At 55.7% G+C, this 15,703-nt stretch carries 18 protein-coding genes; 6 read left to right on the top strand and 12 right to left on the bottom strand.

Features of this window, described 5'->3' with window-relative positions; all coding sequences use genetic code 11:
* Positions 1–3: 3 nt before the first annotated feature.
* Genes ABD735_RS11575 through ABD735_RS11585 form a run of 3 tightly spaced genes read right to left on the bottom strand, consistent with a single transcriptional unit; the run spans position 4 to position 1,824 of the window.
* Complete coding sequence (locus ABD735_RS11575; protein WP_344806533.1) at positions 4–357, bottom strand: DUF2834 domain-containing protein; 354 nt, start codon at positions 355–357, stop codon at positions 4–6.
* Positions 354–1,421, bottom strand: a complete 1,068-nt coding sequence (locus ABD735_RS11580) for an acyltransferase family protein (protein ID WP_344806535.1) — start codon at positions 1,419–1,421, stop codon at positions 354–356. Before ABD735_RS11580 ends, ABD735_RS11575 begins: the two co-directional genes overlap by 4 nt.
* Positions 1,422–1,452: 31 nt before the next feature.
* Positions 1,453–1,824: a YidH family protein gene (locus tag ABD735_RS11585; RefSeq protein WP_344806537.1), complete on the bottom strand. Its 372-nt coding sequence runs from the start codon at positions 1,822–1,824 to the stop codon at positions 1,453–1,455.
* Positions 1,825–2,001: 177 nt separating this feature from the next.
* Here ABD735_RS11585 and ABD735_RS11590 point away from each other — a divergent pair, with 177 nt between their 5' ends.
* The 4 genes from ABD735_RS11590 (at position 2,002) to ABD735_RS11605 (ending at position 7,478) form a co-directional block, all read left to right on the top strand.
* Positions 2,002–3,798 (top strand): sensor domain-containing phosphodiesterase, encoded by a 1,797-nt coding sequence (locus ABD735_RS11590; RefSeq protein ID WP_344806539.1) that lies wholly within the window; start codon positions 2,002–2,004, stop codon positions 3,796–3,798.
* An 86-nt stretch (positions 3,799–3,884) separates the two neighbouring features.
* Positions 3,885–5,732 (top strand): sensor domain-containing diguanylate cyclase, encoded by a 1,848-nt coding sequence (locus ABD735_RS11595; RefSeq protein ID WP_344806541.1) that lies wholly within the window; start codon positions 3,885–3,887, stop codon positions 5,730–5,732.
* Between the two features lie 66 nt (positions 5,733–5,798).
* Complete coding sequence (locus tag ABD735_RS11600; RefSeq protein WP_344806543.1) at positions 5,799–6,734, top strand: aldo/keto reductase; 936 nt, start codon at positions 5,799–5,801, stop codon at positions 6,732–6,734.
* 15 nt (positions 6,735–6,749) lie between these two features.
* Positions 6,750–7,478, top strand: coding sequence for a DUF6064 family protein (locus ABD735_RS11605; protein ID WP_344806545.1), 729 nt, complete (start codon positions 6,750–6,752; stop codon positions 7,476–7,478).
* On the opposite strand, the gene ABD735_RS20185 is transcribed toward ABD735_RS11605, so the two are convergent.
* From ABD735_RS20185 to coxB, 5 genes are all read right to left on the bottom strand, one after another.
* Positions 7,408–7,623, bottom strand: a complete 216-nt coding sequence (locus tag ABD735_RS20185) for a YrhK family protein (protein WP_425548606.1) — start codon at positions 7,621–7,623, stop codon at positions 7,408–7,410. The genes ABD735_RS11605 and ABD735_RS20185 overlap by 71 nt on opposite strands.
* An 85-nt stretch (positions 7,624–7,708) precedes the next feature.
* A complete protein-coding gene (locus ABD735_RS11610; protein ID WP_344806547.1) occupies positions 7,709–8,545 on the bottom strand; it encodes a cytochrome c oxidase assembly protein in 837 nt (278 codons plus the stop codon).
* Complete coding sequence (locus ABD735_RS11615; RefSeq protein ID WP_344806549.1) at positions 8,536–8,895, bottom strand: hypothetical protein; 360 nt, start codon at positions 8,893–8,895, stop codon at positions 8,536–8,538. The genes ABD735_RS11610 and ABD735_RS11615 overlap by 10 nt, the downstream gene beginning before the upstream one ends.
* Positions 8,892–11,408, bottom strand: a complete 2,517-nt coding sequence (ctaD, locus tag ABD735_RS11620; protein ID WP_344806551.1) for a cytochrome c oxidase subunit I — start codon at positions 11,406–11,408, stop codon at positions 8,892–8,894. Before ctaD ends, ABD735_RS11615 begins: the two co-directional genes overlap by 4 nt.
* Positions 11,401–12,174: a cytochrome c oxidase subunit II gene (coxB, locus tag ABD735_RS11625; protein ID WP_344806553.1), complete on the bottom strand. Its 774-nt coding sequence runs from the start codon at positions 12,172–12,174 to the stop codon at positions 11,401–11,403. Before coxB ends, ctaD begins: the two co-directional genes overlap by 8 nt.
* On the opposite strand from coxB, the gene ABD735_RS11630 reads away from it, so the two are divergent.
* Complete coding sequence (locus ABD735_RS11630) at positions 12,173–12,655, top strand: DUF2231 domain-containing protein (RefSeq protein ID WP_344806555.1); 483 nt, start codon at positions 12,173–12,175, stop codon at positions 12,653–12,655. The two genes, coxB and ABD735_RS11630, sit on opposite strands and share 2 nt — an antisense overlap.
* Before the next feature lie 23 nt (positions 12,656–12,678).
* Here the strand turns inward: ABD735_RS11630 and ABD735_RS11635 are convergent, their stop codons facing one another.
* From ABD735_RS11635 to ABD735_RS11650, 4 genes are all read right to left on the bottom strand, one after another.
* A complete protein-coding gene (locus tag ABD735_RS11635; protein WP_344806557.1) occupies positions 12,679–13,113 on the bottom strand; it encodes a CopD family protein in 435 nt (144 codons plus the stop codon).
* A gap of 158 nt (positions 13,114–13,271) precedes the next feature.
* On the bottom strand, positions 13,272–13,730 hold the full coding sequence (locus ABD735_RS11640; protein ID WP_344806559.1) for a metallophosphoesterase family protein: 459 nt from the start codon (positions 13,728–13,730) through the stop codon (positions 13,272–13,274).
* 27 nt (positions 13,731–13,757) lie between these two features.
* Entirely contained in the window at positions 13,758–14,228 is a 471-nt protein-coding gene (locus ABD735_RS11645) for a Dps family protein (protein WP_344806561.1), read from the bottom strand.
* A gap of 77 nt (positions 14,229–14,305) precedes the next feature.
* The gene (locus ABD735_RS11650) at positions 14,306–15,229 is read right to left on the bottom strand and encodes a DMT family transporter (protein ID WP_344806563.1); all 924 of its coding nucleotides are present in this window, start codon (positions 15,227–15,229) and stop codon (positions 14,306–14,308) included.
* 257 nt (positions 15,230–15,486) lie between these two features.
* On the opposite strand from ABD735_RS11650, the gene ABD735_RS11655 reads away from it, so the two are divergent.
* The gene (locus ABD735_RS11655; protein WP_344806565.1) at positions 15,487–15,630 is read left to right on the top strand and encodes a DUF3096 domain-containing protein; all 144 of its coding nucleotides are present in this window, start codon (positions 15,487–15,489) and stop codon (positions 15,628–15,630) included.
* Positions 15,631–15,703 lie beyond the last annotated feature (73 nt).

Consider the following 15,703-nt stretch of genomic DNA (forward strand, 5'->3'; position numbering starts at 1 on the left):
CGCCTATACATGCTCATCCGAAGAGCGCTTATGTGATGACTTTTCCTGGCTAAGGCGCATGAGCAGATAGACCGCGAATCCGGTCGCTACGCCCGGAACGATGCCAAGCACCAGGGCAATCCAGCCATAACGTATCTGCCTGGTTGAAGCCTCGTACCACACCCACGCCGCCAACACGAACCAGCAGAAGAACACATCCATGGCGTAGCCCGAGGCATACGGGTTGACGAAACCGGCTGCAAAGGCACCGATCAGATCCGGACGCTCCACAAGCGGGGGCACGACCACCGCAAGAAAAACAAGTGCAAAACCCAGTGCCAACACGATCAGCAGTTTTTGGAAGGTGCGAGTAGTCATGCGGAGCTCACTTTTGGGAACATTTCGCTGCCTGGACCGCCGATATAATGACTGTCGCAGCGCAGGAATTTCTTTTCTACCAGATGCCAGAGCAGGACTGCGCTCACAGCCGTCAGCATGACCGTGGCCAGCAGAAACTGCCAGGGCTGAGAGACGAACACCTGGCAGGCCAGAAGCACCTGGATAATGGGGAAATGTACGATATATACCCCGTAGGAGTAGTCCCCATACTTGCCGAAGTTCCCGAGGAAACAGAACAATCCGCAAAATATGACGAGCGTGGCAATGGCAAAAGGCAGGAGAATCGGCAGAGCGTAGACATGATTCACTGCAATGATCAGCACTGAAGGCACTACAAATAACAGGACCCGGCGCAGGAACAGATCGAGGAAATAGAAAAAGAAGGCGCCCGCCAGAAAATACGAAAGCTGACCCGGCAACTGGTGAGCCAGTCTGACGAGAAATTGAGAGCCGATCTGCTCGCCGTAGTTCTGCAACCCCAGGGCGTACATGAGCGAGAAAAGGTAGCCCAGCAAAAGCACCGACAGCGGATTGAAAGTCCGGGACAGCCAGATGAGAACCGGAACAGCGATATAAAACATGGCTTCGATTTTCAGGGTCCACAAGGCGCCATTGACCGCTGAGAGTTGATTGGCGGCAAAGACCCCGGGCAGCGACGGCTCGAGGAAGTTCAGGAACACCAGATTTGCCAGCAGATAGTCCAGCCAGGCTTCAGAAAAATAGGCCTCTGCAGGCACTGTACTGACGAAGAATAGTCCGAACGCCGACAGTACGATCACGATAGCGTAGGCAGGATAGATGCGACGAATACGCTTGACCGCATAAGTACGCAATGACGCACTTCTCTCAAAGCTCATGACAATGAGAAAGCCACTGATAACGAAAAAAGCGCTGACCGCGACCTGTGAAGAAAAGACAGTGCCGATCCAGGCCAACTCGACAAAACCAGAGAGCTCCCAGGCATGCACGAGGCAGACGATCGCAGCCAGCAACAACCTGATAAGATCGAAATTGTTGCTTTTCAGGCGGTCCAGGCCCGTCATCCTCTGCCGAGCCACATCGTCAGGACTTTACTCAATCGAGCCCCAGAAATAACGACAGAATAAGCATGCTCCCAAGCAGGGCGACTATGCCATTCACACCTACCCCCCACCTGGGAGCATAATTGTCGGGAAACTCTGCAGCTTGCAGTGTATTGAGCACGTGACTGTATTGACGCGACGAATAAACGGCGGCGAACACGCCCACGGCAATGAAAGCAAGACCGATCCAGAAAGTCATGACATCAGTGCCGTGCTTCACCGCCTGCGGTGAAACGGCATCGAGAAATAACGCCGAGCGTTCAATCAGAAAGCCGAAGGCAATCAGCGCGAGGCTCGTTCTGTTCCAGGCTAGCAGCGTTCGCTCGGCGGCGAACAATACTCTTGGATCTTTCAAATCGGACACACAGTTTCCTTAAATCCTGGATAGAGACTCTGGATGGGATCAGTAAAAGTCAAAATACTATATACTAGGTGGGTTAACAGAAATAATAATTTGGTTATAGCGGCATGGCTTATCAGATTGTAAGACAACCTGAGGTCCGCTTGTTCATTTAATGCGTTTGACCTAAAGAAAAGACGTATGGATGGTTACGAAAAAGCCCGTCTTGCCGCGCTAAGGCAACTCAACCTTCTGAACACGCCGCCGAGTGAAAACTTCGACCGCATCGTCAGAATGGCCAGACAGATCTACGATTTGCCTATCGCTGCTGTTTCGCTGACAGATAAGGACCGCCAGTGGTTCAAATCGCGTGTCGGCGTCGAACATTGGGAAATCCCACGCTACAAAGCCTGTTGCAATGAAGTCACGATGACCTCCGATTTAGTCGTGATCAACGACTTGCTGGCCTCGGATTTCTACGTCGATAGCGTGCTCGCCAGGTCGGGCATCAGATTCTACGCTGGCGCGCCGCTGGTCACCCACGATGGCTTCACGCTTGGTTCGATGTGTGTACTGGGACTTCAGCCGCGAGAAGCTTCGGATGATGAACTCACCGCATTGCAGGACTGCTCGCGTCTGGTCATGAACCAGATAGATCTCCAGCACGCAGTTGGTCGCATCGACTTCAGTAGTGGCCTGCCGAACTATGTTCAGTTCATCGAAGATCTCGACGATCTCGCTCGCGATCATCCAGGGCAACCATATTTCGCAGTCGGTACCGAGCTGGTTGACCTGAGCCAGTTGGGCTCATTGCAGCGGGTCATGGGCCCTACCTATCTATCGGAGCTTCTCTGTGTCGCTCGCAAGCGATTGGAATCGCATTCCACCTGGCCAGCAGCGCGTAAACTCTATCACATCGGACCCTGTCAGCTGGTCCATCTGGACACCGGCACGACCAACGGAGTTATCAAGCGCGCCCACCAATGGCATGAGGCGCTCATGACCGCCCATATCGAAGAGACCACCTCATTCACAATGAGCCCCGCGTTCGGGATTGTACCGTTCCGGCTCGGGAAGGGATCCCCATCAGCTACACTGCGGCGCGCCCATTGTGCCGCCCGTGACGCGAGGGATCATGATCTGGTAGCAGGGATCTATTCTGCGACATCGGATGCCCTGCATCGACGAAGCTTCAATCTTCTTTCCGATTTCGGCCACGCTGTCCAGTCGACCGATCAGCTACATCTGGTATACCAGCCAAGGGTGACGATGGCCACAGGCGCGTGTAAGAGTGCGGAGGCGCTACTGAGATGGCAGCACCGTAGCCTGGGCATCATCTATCCGATCGAATTCGTTCCACTTCTCGAACAAACGCCAATGTGCCGTCAGCTCACAGATTGGGTGCTGCGCCATGCGCTCGCACAGGTCGGCGTCTGGCGGCGCCAGGGTCTTGACCTGAAAATCGCGATCAACGTTGCTGCAGCCAATCTGATCGAGACCGATTTTACCGATCGTGTGCTGGCCTATATGGCCGCTGAAAATCTGCCACTGGACTGCATTGAACTCGAGCTCACTGAAAGCGGCCTGCTCAGCAACGGCCGCGCGGCTCGCGAGCAACTCTCACGTCTGGTCGATGCTGGTATTCACGTTGCTATAGATGATTTCGGCACCGGCTATAGCAGCCTCGCCTACCTGCAGGATATCCCTGCCCATGTGGTAAAAATAGACCGCAGCTTCATCACAAACCTGGAGCAGCATACCCGAGGCCAGACTCTCGTGAAGTCGATGATCAATATGGCACATGATCTCGGCTACAGCGTGGTAGCAGAGGGCGTCGAGACCTGCGAAAGCTATCAACGGCTCAATCTACTCGATTGCGATGAAGCGCAGGGTTATCTCATCGCCAAGCCGCTGTCAGAAGTCCAGTTCAGCCGCTGGTTCAGAGCCTGTCGGAAAAAGGGGCTTTTCTCTGCTCAGAGTGGCACCTTGCTCAACTAACCAGCATCCGTGCTCTCGATGCTCCATCGGAAAATACTCGTCTACACTGTAAGGCTTGAACATCCGATGAAGAGCGTGAAATATCGATGACGAGTGGTTTGTATCGCGCAGGCACCTGTTCAGCCCAATGGCTGCTATACCTTGCGTTCCTGCTACTGTTTACCATGTCGGCAATCGCCGCTGAATCACCTGACTCTCCGACGCGGTCGCCTGTTCAGCTGGATGCACCACAGGGACGATACGAGCTTTCGTTAGCGCTCCGATACGTAGAAGACCCAGCCCATGACCTGAATCTGGCACGAGTTCAGGACCTGCAGGAGGCTGGTGAACTCAAGGGTGGCCAGTCGAAGGCTTTCAATTTCGGCTTTACTGACTCCGCTTACTGGTTTCATGTTCGCCTGCAGAGTCTGCATCCAGACGACGATGAATGGGTGCTTGAATCGCTCTATCCCATCATGGACTTTCTCGAGCTCTATATCGTCCGTCCCGGTGGCGAGATCCAGCATTTTCGATCGGGAGACTCCGTGCCTTTCGGGCAGCGATCGCTGTCCAATCACAACATCAATTTCGCATTCGATCTGGAGCCTGAGCAGACTGTCGATCTGTATCTGAGGGCTGCTACGAGCGGCGCCGTGCAGATGCCGCTCGTGCTCTGGACGAAAGATGCCTTCTTCGCGCAGGACCACGTGTCCAGCAGACTTTACGGCCTTTACTATGGTCTGCTATTGGCGCTAGCGATCTACAACCTGCTCATCTTCCTGTCGATCCGGGATATGAACTACCTGCTGTACGTTGCCTATATCGTCACCTACGGCCTCTTCCAACTGTCATTGAACGGCTTCTCGTTTGAACTACTCTGGCCAGACAGCCCCTGGTGGAACAATCGCGCCATTGCCTTCACGATGGGCTTGGGGATGGTGTTCATCATCGCCTTCAGTCAGTCGTTTCTTTCACTTAAAACGAATGCGCCTCGGACTCACAAGCTGTTCAACATCATGCTGGTCCTGTTCATAGGGGTCATGCTGACTTCATTGATCCTGCCTTATGGCCCAGTGATCCGGGTTGGCACCTTGCTGACAGCCATCACCTCGGCCGGCATCTTCATCGTTGGCCTGCGCTGTTGGTTGCAGGATTTCAAACCCGCCCGCTACTTCATGATTTCCTGGACGATTCTGTTGTGCGGAATGCTGGTCTATGCGCTGAAGACCTTTGGGCTTCTGCCGATCAATTTCTTTACGGAGTTTTCGATCCAGATTGGCTCTGCACTGGAGATGATCTTCCTCTCGCTTGCACTGGCAGATCGCATCCGACTGGTCACCACGGAAAATCAGCGCATGCAGCGCGAGCAGAACCAGGAACTGGAAAGACGGGTTGGCATGCGTACGCTCGAGCTTGAGGAAGCCAATAACAAGCTCAAGGAACTCAATGCCATCGACGGGCTGACCAAGCTGAAGAATCGAAGATTCTTCGATGAGACCATCGATCATGAATGGCGCAAGAGCTCGCGTGACGTATCCCATCTTTCGATCCTCCTGCTGGATGTCGACCACTTCAAACGGTTCAACGACACCTATGGCCACCAATGTGGCGATGCCTGTCTGCAGCATCTGGCCGATATCTACAAGGGCTGCGTCAGCCGTGCAGGAGACTTCGTGGCTCGTTACGGCGGCGAGGAATTTGCCATTCTGCTTTGCCACACTTCGCCTGAAGGTGCCCGGCTGGTCGCGGAACGGGTAAGAGAACGAGTAGAACAGCATCCGCTTGAGTGGGAAGGCAAGTCGCTGCCAGTCACCGTCAGTGTTGGTGTCTCCAGCCAGATTCCCAAGTCAGCCGAACGGGACGTCTCCGCGCTGATCAGGGAGGCAGATGAGGCCCTCTACGCGGCTAAAGGCGCTGGCCGTAACCGAGTGATGGTCTATCAGCGTTCGTCTTGACGATCCGGAAGACTCAATACGCCTTGTGTGCGTAAACCCATGTACACCCGGTCAAAAGGAATACTGATGACCCACATGGACCGACGCACCTTGCTGCGTCACTTCGCTAGCGCTGGCGCTGGCATCATGCTTTCGAAGCCACTCGAGTTGCTTGCTGCGCCTGGCGCCGCCGTCACAACTCGCAAGATTCCCGGCACCGGCCAATCACTGGCCGTTATAGGCCTGGGCACCTGGCAAACTTTCAATGTTGGCAGCGATCCGGTGTTGCGCGACCAGCGAACCGAAGTGGTCAGCGCCTTCTTCGAGCTCGGCGGTCAAATGATAGACTCCTCGCCAATGTACGGATCGTCGCAGGATTTCATGGGCTACGCGCTCGACAAGCTGGGTCATCCAGAGCAACTGTTTTCTGCCGAAAAGGTATGGACGAGTGACGGCGACGATACCCGCGAAGAAGTCGCCACGTCTGCGGATAAATGGAACCTGAAGCGATTCGATCTCATGCAGGTACACAATCTGTTGAGTTGGGAGCCGCATCTGGAAACATTGCAGACCATGAAAGACAATGGTGAAATCAAGCACGTCGGCATTTCGACCTCACACGGACGACGTCACCGTGAGCTCGAACAGATCATGACCTCCCACGACATCGACTTCGTTCAGCTGACTTATAATGTTCTTGACCGTGAAGTCGAAGATCGTCTCCTGCCATTGGCGCAGGAAAAAGGTATTGCCGTCATTGCCAACCGCCCATTTGGAGGTGGCAGCCTGGTGAGCAGTGTTCAGAATGCTAACGAGCCACTACCGGCATGGGCGCGCGACATCGATTGTGAAAACTGGCCCCAGGTTCTGCTGAAGTTCATCGTATCGCACCCTGCCGTAACCTGCGCCATTCCAGCGACCACGAGCGTTGAACATGTGCGTGAAAACATGGGTGCTGCGCAGGGGGAGATGCCTGACGAGGCCACACGCCAAAAGATCGTCGACGCGGTTCGGGCTCTGTAAGGACAGTCTGACCCCATGATGCCAAATGATATTTCGACTTACAGCCTTCAGGATTTCATGCCGATGGAATCGGAAGTCTACTTCCGGCTGTTCGTGCGCCAGAACGAAGCAGTCTGGCCATGGCAGGGCGTGGCGCTGCTGCTTGGGCTTGTTGCCTGTTACCTCATATGGCAGAGACATCATGTCTGGCAGGCACGTGCTGCAGGCCTCATTGTCGGATCAGCCTGGGCCTGGGTCGGCTACAGTTTTCATATGCAACTCCATGGTGAGCTGAACTGGGCGGCCACCTACATGGGCTGGGCCTTCATCGTTCAAGGTGCCCTGATGGCGGCTTGGGGACTGCGTGCACGCGCTGTGAATGACTGCGCAAGTACTCGTGCAAGGGCCTGGCTGGGGCTGGCCCTCATTGTCTATGGCTTTATCGTCTACCCACTGCTAGGACCGCTCAGCGGCCGCAGCTGGGCTGGCATCGAGCTATTCGGAACAGCGCCCGACCCCACCGCGATCGTGACCCTCGGTCTTTTACTACTCACGCCCCGCCTACCCTGGTTGTTCGCAGTCATACCGGCGCTATGGTGTCTATACAGCGGTGCAACCTGGTGGGCCATGGACTGGCAAGCTGGAGTAGCCACGCCAGTCACAGTGGCGATATTCTTTTTTGCAGCATTTATGCCTAATCGCCTGAGATGTCGACAAGCAAGCGACCAGTCGACCCTATCAGCATCAGAAAGGCGCCTGCAATAAACAGCCACACACCCACTAGCTTGAAGGCCTCCATAGCGGGTAAAAAAAGGATACTGCCAATCAGAAAGGCGACGTTGCCGAGCAAGCCCAGCGACAGGTGGATCCAGCCATATTTATTGACGATTACATGCAGAATGTCATGCATGGAAAAAGAGCCCCCCTCATTAAAATGGTTGTGAATGCCTACGCAGAAGAAAGCGAAGAAGTTTTGTGCGAAATAAGGACTGCTATCAGGCTTCCGAGTGTCTAGCCTGAGCGACAACCGTCCGCTGCATCTGCTTGGTCCAGCGATAGCCAACCCAGGCAGAAGCGAGCAGATACGGCACAGCGCCTGGTACCCACATGATCAGTCCGGCGAGCTGCTGATCTTCCAGCCCGCGAGCGTCGCCGTATAGGGGGCTGCTGGCGAAAGTGAGCACAGCGCCGAGAAAGCCGGTGTTCATGAGGGTGAATAGAAGGGCCGCAAGCGCCCAGCCCATGTGGCGCCGGCTACTGTGAAGCACCACCCACCACAACAGACCAGCCGTCACGAGGAAGAGAGTATGTTCCGTGAGGTGCCACCAGGGGTCGTCCAGAGCCAGCCTGTAGAAGTGTGGTGTATGCCAGAACCAGATCACAAAGGCATGAATATAGGCTATGAGCATTGGATGCCTTGCGCATCGCAGCAGCGGCCCAGCCATCCTGGCGATGAGACGTCCTCCGGCCGCAGCGAGTTGGGGCAGCGGGCGACTCAGGACCCACAAGGGCGCAATGACCACAAGAAACAGCATATGCTGAACCATATGCCAAGCGGTGCTGTCCTGCGCCAAGGTATCCAGCGGGCCGAGCACGGCCAGTAAGCTGAGCAACATAGCCGCATGAAACCCGGCAAGCCGGACCTTACGCGGCGGCTGACGGAACGCACCCGACAGGTACAGCAACCAGAGTGTAGCGAGAACGAGCGCACTGACTCCGGCCGCTAGCTGACTGTCCGTATCGCCGGCTAGCGGGCTATGGGCTAACGCTGGGCTCGGGGCAACGATTGCTGCGGCACAAGGCAGGTACAGATGCCTTCGTCTCAGAGGCATGGTGGCATGACCAGGCTTGGCACGGCGATGGCCAGGCTTGCGATGGCAGCGAACAGATAGACAGCGGCAGCTACTCGGCCCAGAAAGCGCTGCTGTGGTTGGTCGCTTTCAGCAGAAGGCGCATGCCGCCAGCTCATGTAAGCGCCCGCCAGGAGCATGACGAAAAAGAAAACACCCAATACCAGCAAGGTCGCATTGAGCCAGTTCAGAGCCCCCTGCTCTGCGCCTGGCGGCGCCAACTCGCAGGCCACTGACAGCCCGCCGTAGAGCAGTACGAACCATACACTCCATATCACCAGACCCAGCACCAGATGAGCCGGGTGTCCGGGTTTCAGTCGTTCGAATGTCATCCCCCACCCCAGCCCATAGGTAGCAGTATGAATGCGGCGAAACTGATCCAGAATACGCCAAGCGTATAGCTCCAGAAGGGTCTCAGAACGAAGGGTTCATAAGGTGCTCTGGCACCGACATAGCGAATTCGAACCCGCACAGCCTGCAAGCCGGTGAGGATTACTGCGAGTCCACTATGGAGCAGCAGATACATGAGCATGACGGTCAATACCGAGTCATGCGCGGACATGGTGGGTTGAAGCGGCGCAGCCAGCAACACCCACAACAGCGTAGCAAAGTGCACCAGGCCAATGAGACACGCCAGCCACAGCCCGCGCTCGAGTCCATTGGATTCGCCCCGTCCCAGACGAGCAACTAGTTGCCGATAAAGCAAGACGCAAATGGTGAGCAGCCCACCACTCGCGAGCAAGGGCCAAAACGAAATTGGCCCGTCGTCAGGCGCCTGCCATGATGGCCCCGCAGTCCACAGATAGAACCAGCCGAACAGTAGCGAAGCATAGAGGGTCCCATTCGCCATCATCGTGATGATCATGCCCCAGCGCCCCGGCCCATCACAGGTTCGAGAATGCAGCGGCGGGCTATAGGGTTCGTCATCGTAAAAGGGCGCAGCAATAGGGTGCGCCCCATTGTGCCAGCTCCATTGCAGCAGATATCCGACGGCCAGGAGGCAGGCTGGCAGCGCAAGCAGGTAGCTCTTGGTGAGGAGACATATACACATAAGCGCGATGAAGCTGGCAGACAGCAGTGGCAGCCACGAGTTCGCCGGTAGATGCACGATCTCCTTCAGCTCCCCGGTCACGGCATCCGACCCCCAGGTTTCACGAAGATCATGACGTGGCTCGTCCAGGCCAAACTCGCCGTTCTCGATCCTCTCCGGCAGATCGGGCCGATCCCACATGGGCGTCCTGGTTTCAATTGTGGGAAGACTGGCGAAGTTGTAAGTCGTCACGGGCATTGGCGTAGCCCACTCCAGCGTATCGGCATTCCACGGGTTCCTGTCAGCCTTCCTGCCGAAGCGGAAATGCAGGGCGATATCGAGGATGATGACCGCCACACCGATTCCGGTGATAAAACCGCCAATCGACGAAATCAGATTGAACCACTCCCAGCCCAGGCCCGCATCGTAGCTGTAGACCCGTCGGGGCATACCGAGCAGGCCGGTTAGATGCATGATGAAAAAGGTCAGATTGAAACCGATAAAGAACAGCCAAAAACCCCAGCGTCCCAGTCTTTCAGACGACATGCGGCCCGAGACGTGTGGAAGCCAGTAATAGAGGCCGGCCACCAGGGGAAACATCATTCCGCCAACGAGCACATAATGCATGTGGGCGACGACAAAATGGGTATCGTGCACCTGCCAGTTGAAGGGCACCAGTGCCAGCATCACGCCAGTGAATCCGCCGCATACGAAAACGACGAGAAAACCTACGATCCACAGCATCGGGAGACTGTATTTGACGTGACCGGACCATAAGGTCGCGAGCCAGGCGAAGATCTGAATGCCCGTGGGAATGGCTACCAGCATACTGGCCACCGAGAAGAACGCCAGCGCCAGACTCGGGATGCCTACGGTAAACATATGGTGCACCCAGAGTCCAAAACTGATAAAGCCCATTACGATGATAGCCAGCACGATCCACCGATACCCGACCAGTGGACGCTGGGCAAACACAGGGATCAGGGTAGAGACGATACCGGCCGCCGGCAGAAAGATGATATAGACCTCGGGATGGCCAAACAGCCAGAATAAATGCTGCCACAGCAGGGGATCACCGCCCCCATCCACTGCGAAGAATATAAATCCGGCGGCCCGCTCGAGTTCGAGCAGTATGCTGCCGAGAATCAGCGGCGGAAAACCGAATATGATCATGAAGGCCATGGCCAGGATGTACCAGCAGAAGACCGGCATCCTGTTCAGCGACATGCCCTTGGTACGGGTGCGCAAGATGGACACCACCAACTCCACCCCGGCCGAGATCGCCGATATCTCCACGAAGGTGATGCCGATCAACCAGAAGTCCGAACCAGGTCCAGGCGAATATTCGATGCTGCTTAAAGGCGTGTACATGAACCAGCCGGCATCTGGCGCAATGTTCAGCAACAGGCTCGACATGATGATGAGGCCGCCGAAGAGGTAACACCAGTAGCCTAGAGCGCTGAGTCTGGGAAAGACCAGATCACGTGCCCCGATCATCTTGGGGATGAGATACATCGCGGCCCCCTCGAGGACCGGTATGGCGAACAGGAACATCATCACCGTGCCATGCATTGTGAAGAGCTGGTTATACAGAGCGGGACTCACGATGTTCTGATTGGGCAAGGCCAATTGGGTGCGTATGAGCATCGCCAGCAGACCACCGACCAGAAAGAAGATCAGCCCGGTCACCAGAAAGCGCAGCCCGATCGTCGTGTGATTGACCGCCGCGAAGGCGCCCCAGCCTGGCTTGTAACTCCACACTCGATCCAGTCGCTGATGCCGCCCATGGTTGCGTTCGGCTATCCTCTCAATCATCGTTCTGCTTCTCCTTAAGCCAACTATCGAAGGTGGCTGGCTCGTGAGCGATAACGGTGAATCTCATGTCGGTATGTTCGAGTCCGCAGAACTCGGCACACTGGCCATGGTATGTGCCGGGGGCATCGGCTTCGATACGCAGGATGTTCGTGCGGCCAGGCATGGTATCGAGCTTGCCGGCAAGCCTGGGCACCCAGAATGAGTGAATCACGTCAGCTGTGGTAAGATGCAGGTCAACAGCCTTGCCAGCTGGTATATGCAGTTCGTTCGTCAGACCCACATCTGTGTCAGGGTAGCTGACTTCCCAACGCCATTGATGCGCCTGCACATCGACACGAAGCGCCTGTCCCGACTCGAGAGGCAACGGCAACATACTGCGTCCTACAGGAATACCGACCAGAAGGATCACGGTGATACTGACAACCGGTAGGATAAGCCCTCCACCGAGAACCCAGCGGTTCTGGGTCCGTTGAGCTTCTACATCAGATACAGTACCCGGATCACGTTTGATGGCATACAGCCAAAGCGCGACCACAATCAGCAGAATTACCGTGAAAAAGCCGAACATCCCCCACCATAGCAGCGCTGCCGATGCTGCATGAGGTCCTGCGGGATCAAGTGAGGAGAGGGGTCCGGAGCAGGCCGAGAGCAGCAGGCAGCTCGCAATACCGGTCATCCGAAATGAGCTACTATTCAGCCTTCGCCCGTAGATACTGCCTGCACGGCGTCGAACAACTTTCTCTAGATCATTGCGAGCGTTACCCATGGCCAAAGAGTCCATTCCAAGCAAAATGTCGATTCTGGGTCATCCGATCCATCCCATGGTGATTCATTTTCCAGTCGCAGCCTTGCTCATGCTGATCCCGGCCGACCTGGCTTACCTGTATACAGGAGATGTCTTCTGGGCCCGGGCCGGTATCTGGCTGGTCGGTGTTGGCACCGTTGGCGGTTGGGTATCGGGCGCCATCGGCTTCATGGATCTCGTTCTGGTCGTGCAAATTCGAAATCTGATCACGGCCTGGTGTCATGCCATCCTCGCAGTGATGCTGCTGTCGATCGCTACGCTCAACTGGCTGCTTCGAGTGGTGAACCCCTTTGACGAAGTGATCATGCCATGGGGTCTGTACCTGTCCTTGCTGAGCGGACTGATGATTGGTCTGGCCAGCCTGCTTGGTGGCCTGCTCGTTTACGATCAGGCTGTCGCTGTATCGCCGGACAAGATGGCGGAACGCAGACACGACGGTTGAAGCTGGCTTGAAAGGCACTACTGTCACATCCAGTTCCCGACTTCGGGTTTGCCCAGTACGATCAGAATAATCCCTGTCATCAGCAAGGTTGTGATTGCGGCAGACAGCCAGCACCAGACAGCTATTGATTTTTCGCTGTGCGATTCCGCCCTCACTATCAGAAAACCCAGGCCGCCATGTGTGATCACAAGTCCGGTCACCAGCGTCAGTTTGACGATGAGCCAGGCGTCCACGGTCTTGTTCAAAACGAAAACCCCCGTGCCAGCGACAATAGCGATGAGCGCAGCTGGGGTGGCAATGCGTGTGAAAAGGAAGCGGGCAATCTCGACATCCTTCACTTCGCCACCCGCGAGCGATCGGCGTCGATCGGAGCTTCCGGAGATGACAGCCGGCAGATAAAGCAGCCCTGCCGCCCAGAACAGCAGTGCGGCAATGTGCAGTATCAAAAATCCCAACATCCTGTAGGCAAGCTCCTTGATGAGCATTCTGAGTACAAGCAGGGCCTGGCCCGGCAGTCCAAACAGGTGTACGTCAGATAATACGCAGTAAGACCAGCATGGAGGAGATCAGTCGGGCGCCAACATTGCTGCCACCAGAGCAGAATCTGCACTTCAACTCAGGTCAGATCCAGCGGAATTATGGTGCCCTTGGCAGTACCGGGCAACAGTGTCAGCCGGCCGACGGTGATCGGCAGGCGAAAGCGTCGGCGACCAGCACTGCCCGGATTGAAGTACAGTACACCGTCGAGGACATCGTTGCGCGGCTTGTGAGAGTGGCCAGCGATGATGATCCTGCAGCCAGCGGCTGCGCAGGGGTCCAATGTCTTGACGTCGTGAAGTAGAAAGAGCTGATGGCCTGCAAAGTCTAGCACCCGGGTATCAGGAAGGTCGGCAGCGCGACCGCTCGTATCGATGTTACCTCGAATAGCAATGACCGGCGCGATATGTTCCAGGCGATCAAGCACAGCGTCCTGCCCGATGTCGCCAGCGTGGATAATCAGATCCGAGCCAGCCAGCGCTTCTGCTGCCCGCGGACGCAGCAGGCCATGCGTATCAGCAATGACGCCGATGTTCATGCTCGACCTGCCATACAGCTGTTCTGTCTACTTCCGAATGGCTCTCAACATCCAGGAGGTCTTTTCATGCACCCGCATCCTGTCGGATACCAGCGCCGCTGTGGATTCATCATCAGCTTCCTGTGCAACTTTCAGCACTTCTCTCGATGTTCTTACCACCTGCTCATGACCTTTGGTGAGCAGATCCACCATCTCATCCGAGCTCGGTACACCGTCTACTTCCTTGACTGAACTGAGACGGGCGAATTCCTTATAGGTCCCGGGCGCAGCAACATCCAGCGTTCTTATTCGCTCTGCAATATCGTCAACAGCAGCCGCAAGTTCAGTGTAGTGCTCTTCGAACATCAGATGGAGTTCACGAAAAGCCGGTCCTGTTACGTTCCAGTGAAAGTTATGAGTCTGCAGATACAGCGTGTAGGAGTCAGCCAATAGGCGGCTGAGGCCTTCAGCTATGGCTACTCGGTTGTCCTTGTTGATACCAATATCAATTCCGGTCATCTGTGCGTTCCTGTTCTGGTGAAGCGAATACCGCAAGGGCAAGTCTGTTAATACGAAAACCCACGTGGTCGCAGACTTTAATCAGTATAACGCGATGGCGTGCTGACAGGCACCGCAGACTGCGCTCTCTTCTGAAGCAGAATGGTAGCGAGCATGGCGATCGCTATTCCCGGCAATGTCATGAGCGGAATCGGCCCGTCCCCAACTACTATACTCAGCAGCGCGACAGAGGCGGGATTGAGGTAGATATAGGCATTGACGCGACTGGGGCCCAGAACCACGATCGTACGCTGGAAGAGATACACCGTGCCTATCGTGGCGCCGACGACAAGATAGGCCATCTGCCAGGCCGCCTGGCGGTCCAGAAGCTGCCAGTCCGGCGTATTGCCGGTCGCCAGCAAGGCAATGGTCATCCAGAAGCAACCACCCAACAGAATCCCCAGCACCAGCACGATCATGGGATCATTCCGGTAGAGCCGCTTCATCGAAACGGCATAACAGGCCATCAGCACCGCGCCGCCGAAAAAAATCAGGTCACCGGTATTCAGGCTCAGCGAGAGAACATCGGCCTGGCGCCCGGTAAAAATAACCCAGCAAGCGCCTGCAGCGCCTAGTAAATAGATCCAGACCCGGCTCTGCGCCAACTTTTCCCCGAGTACAAGCCGACTGATGATCGCCGTCATTAACGGCACTAGCGTATAAATCGCCGCGGTATTGAGGGCGGTGGTCGTCTTCAGGGCTTCGAACATGCACACAAAAAATGCGGAGAAAAAGAAGCTGATGATGAGCGCCCGTGGCATTGCGGGCAAAATTCGAGCGCGCAGCGAAGGCTGCATCAAAACGACCGGCGCCAGAATGATTACAGAGCATACAAAGCGTAGCAAGGTGAGCGAATACGGATTCAGTACACTTGCCAATCTGGCCGATGCGATAAATGAGCCCGCAACGAGCAGAGTGGCCAGCAGCACCAGGGCGTGGGCTGTTGCGACCTCTGCTTTCAAACCCTAGGCTGCCTCGAGCTTCGACTGACCCATTTCATCCTCTGAAGCACCTATAACGATACACCACTTCGACATCGTTCCATCCTCGCGTGTTCACCAGAAACAGGGAGCATCGATACTAAAGCGGCTATCGGGCAGGAGCAACCGAAGAAAATATTGTGGCCGCTCAAGCCAAGCGGTCAATGTGAGAATCTCGTGTGACTGCTACTATGAGAGGGCGTTATACCAGCATCCTCATCTGTTTCAGAGAAAACGACATGACCTTACATATACAGCTCATACCACTGCTTTCCATCCTGGCCGGCATCCTCATTCTGCTGAGCCCTAAACTGCTGAATTATGTGGTAGCCATCTACCTCATCGCTATCGGTCTCATTCAGATCTTCGGCCTGCAAATCTGATAATATAGGTTCACTATCTGTTTGAAACCATGAAGCCTTGTAGTCGTAAGCTATAGCCAGCAAGGCACCAGGG

Source organism: Allohahella marinimesophila, assembly GCF_039538005.1.
GTDB lineage: Bacteria > Pseudomonadota > Gammaproteobacteria > Pseudomonadales > Oleiphilaceae > Allohahella > Allohahella marinimesophila.

Bases quoted from the DNA above. Each gene is read 5' to 3' on its own strand.
- ABD735_RS11635 (WP_344806557.1), bottom strand. From the start codon at position 13,113: ATGTTGGGATTTTTGATACTGCACATTGCCGCACTGCTGTTCTGGGCG.
- ABD735_RS11605 (WP_344806545.1), top strand. From the start codon at position 6,750: ATGATGCCAAATGATATTTCGACTTACAGCCTTCAGGATTTCATGCCG.
- ABD735_RS11655 (WP_344806565.1), top strand. From the start codon at position 15,487: ATGACCTTACATATACAGCTCATACCACTGCTTTCCATCCTGGCCGGC.
- ABD735_RS11575 (WP_344806533.1), bottom strand. From the start codon at position 357: ATGACTACTCGCACCTTCCAAAAACTGCTGATCGTGTTGGCACTGGGT.
- ABD735_RS11640 (WP_344806559.1), bottom strand. From the start codon at position 13,730: ATGAACATCGGCGTCATTGCTGATACGCATGGCCTGCTGCGTCCGCGG.
- ctaD (WP_344806551.1), bottom strand. From the start codon at position 11,408: ATGATTGAGAGGATAGCCGAACGCAACCATGGGCGGCATCAGCGACTG.
- ABD735_RS11610 (WP_344806547.1), bottom strand. From the start codon at position 8,545: ATGCCTCTGAGACGAAGGCATCTGTACCTGCCTTGTGCCGCAGCAATC.
- ABD735_RS11590 (WP_344806539.1), top strand. From the start codon at position 2,002: ATGGATGGTTACGAAAAAGCCCGTCTTGCCGCGCTAAGGCAACTCAAC.
- ABD735_RS11630 (WP_344806555.1), top strand. From the start codon at position 12,173: ATGGCCAAAGAGTCCATTCCAAGCAAAATGTCGATTCTGGGTCATCCG.
- ABD735_RS11615 (WP_344806549.1), bottom strand. From the start codon at position 8,895: ATGACATTCGAACGACTGAAACCCGGACACCCGGCTCATCTGGTGCTG.
- ABD735_RS11580 (WP_344806535.1), bottom strand. From the start codon at position 1,421: ATGACGGGCCTGGACCGCCTGAAAAGCAACAATTTCGATCTTATCAGG.
- ABD735_RS11600 (WP_344806543.1), top strand. From the start codon at position 5,799: ATGACCCACATGGACCGACGCACCTTGCTGCGTCACTTCGCTAGCGCT.
- coxB (WP_344806553.1), bottom strand. From the start codon at position 12,174: ATGGGTAACGCTCGCAATGATCTAGAGAAAGTTGTTCGACGCCGTGCA.
- ABD735_RS20185 (WP_425548606.1), bottom strand. From the start codon at position 7,623: ATGCATGACATTCTGCATGTAATCGTCAATAAATATGGCTGGATCCAC.
- ABD735_RS11595 (WP_344806541.1), top strand. From the start codon at position 3,885: ATGACGAGTGGTTTGTATCGCGCAGGCACCTGTTCAGCCCAATGGCTG.
- ABD735_RS11645 (WP_344806561.1), bottom strand. From the start codon at position 14,228: ATGACCGGAATTGATATTGGTATCAACAAGGACAACCGAGTAGCCATA.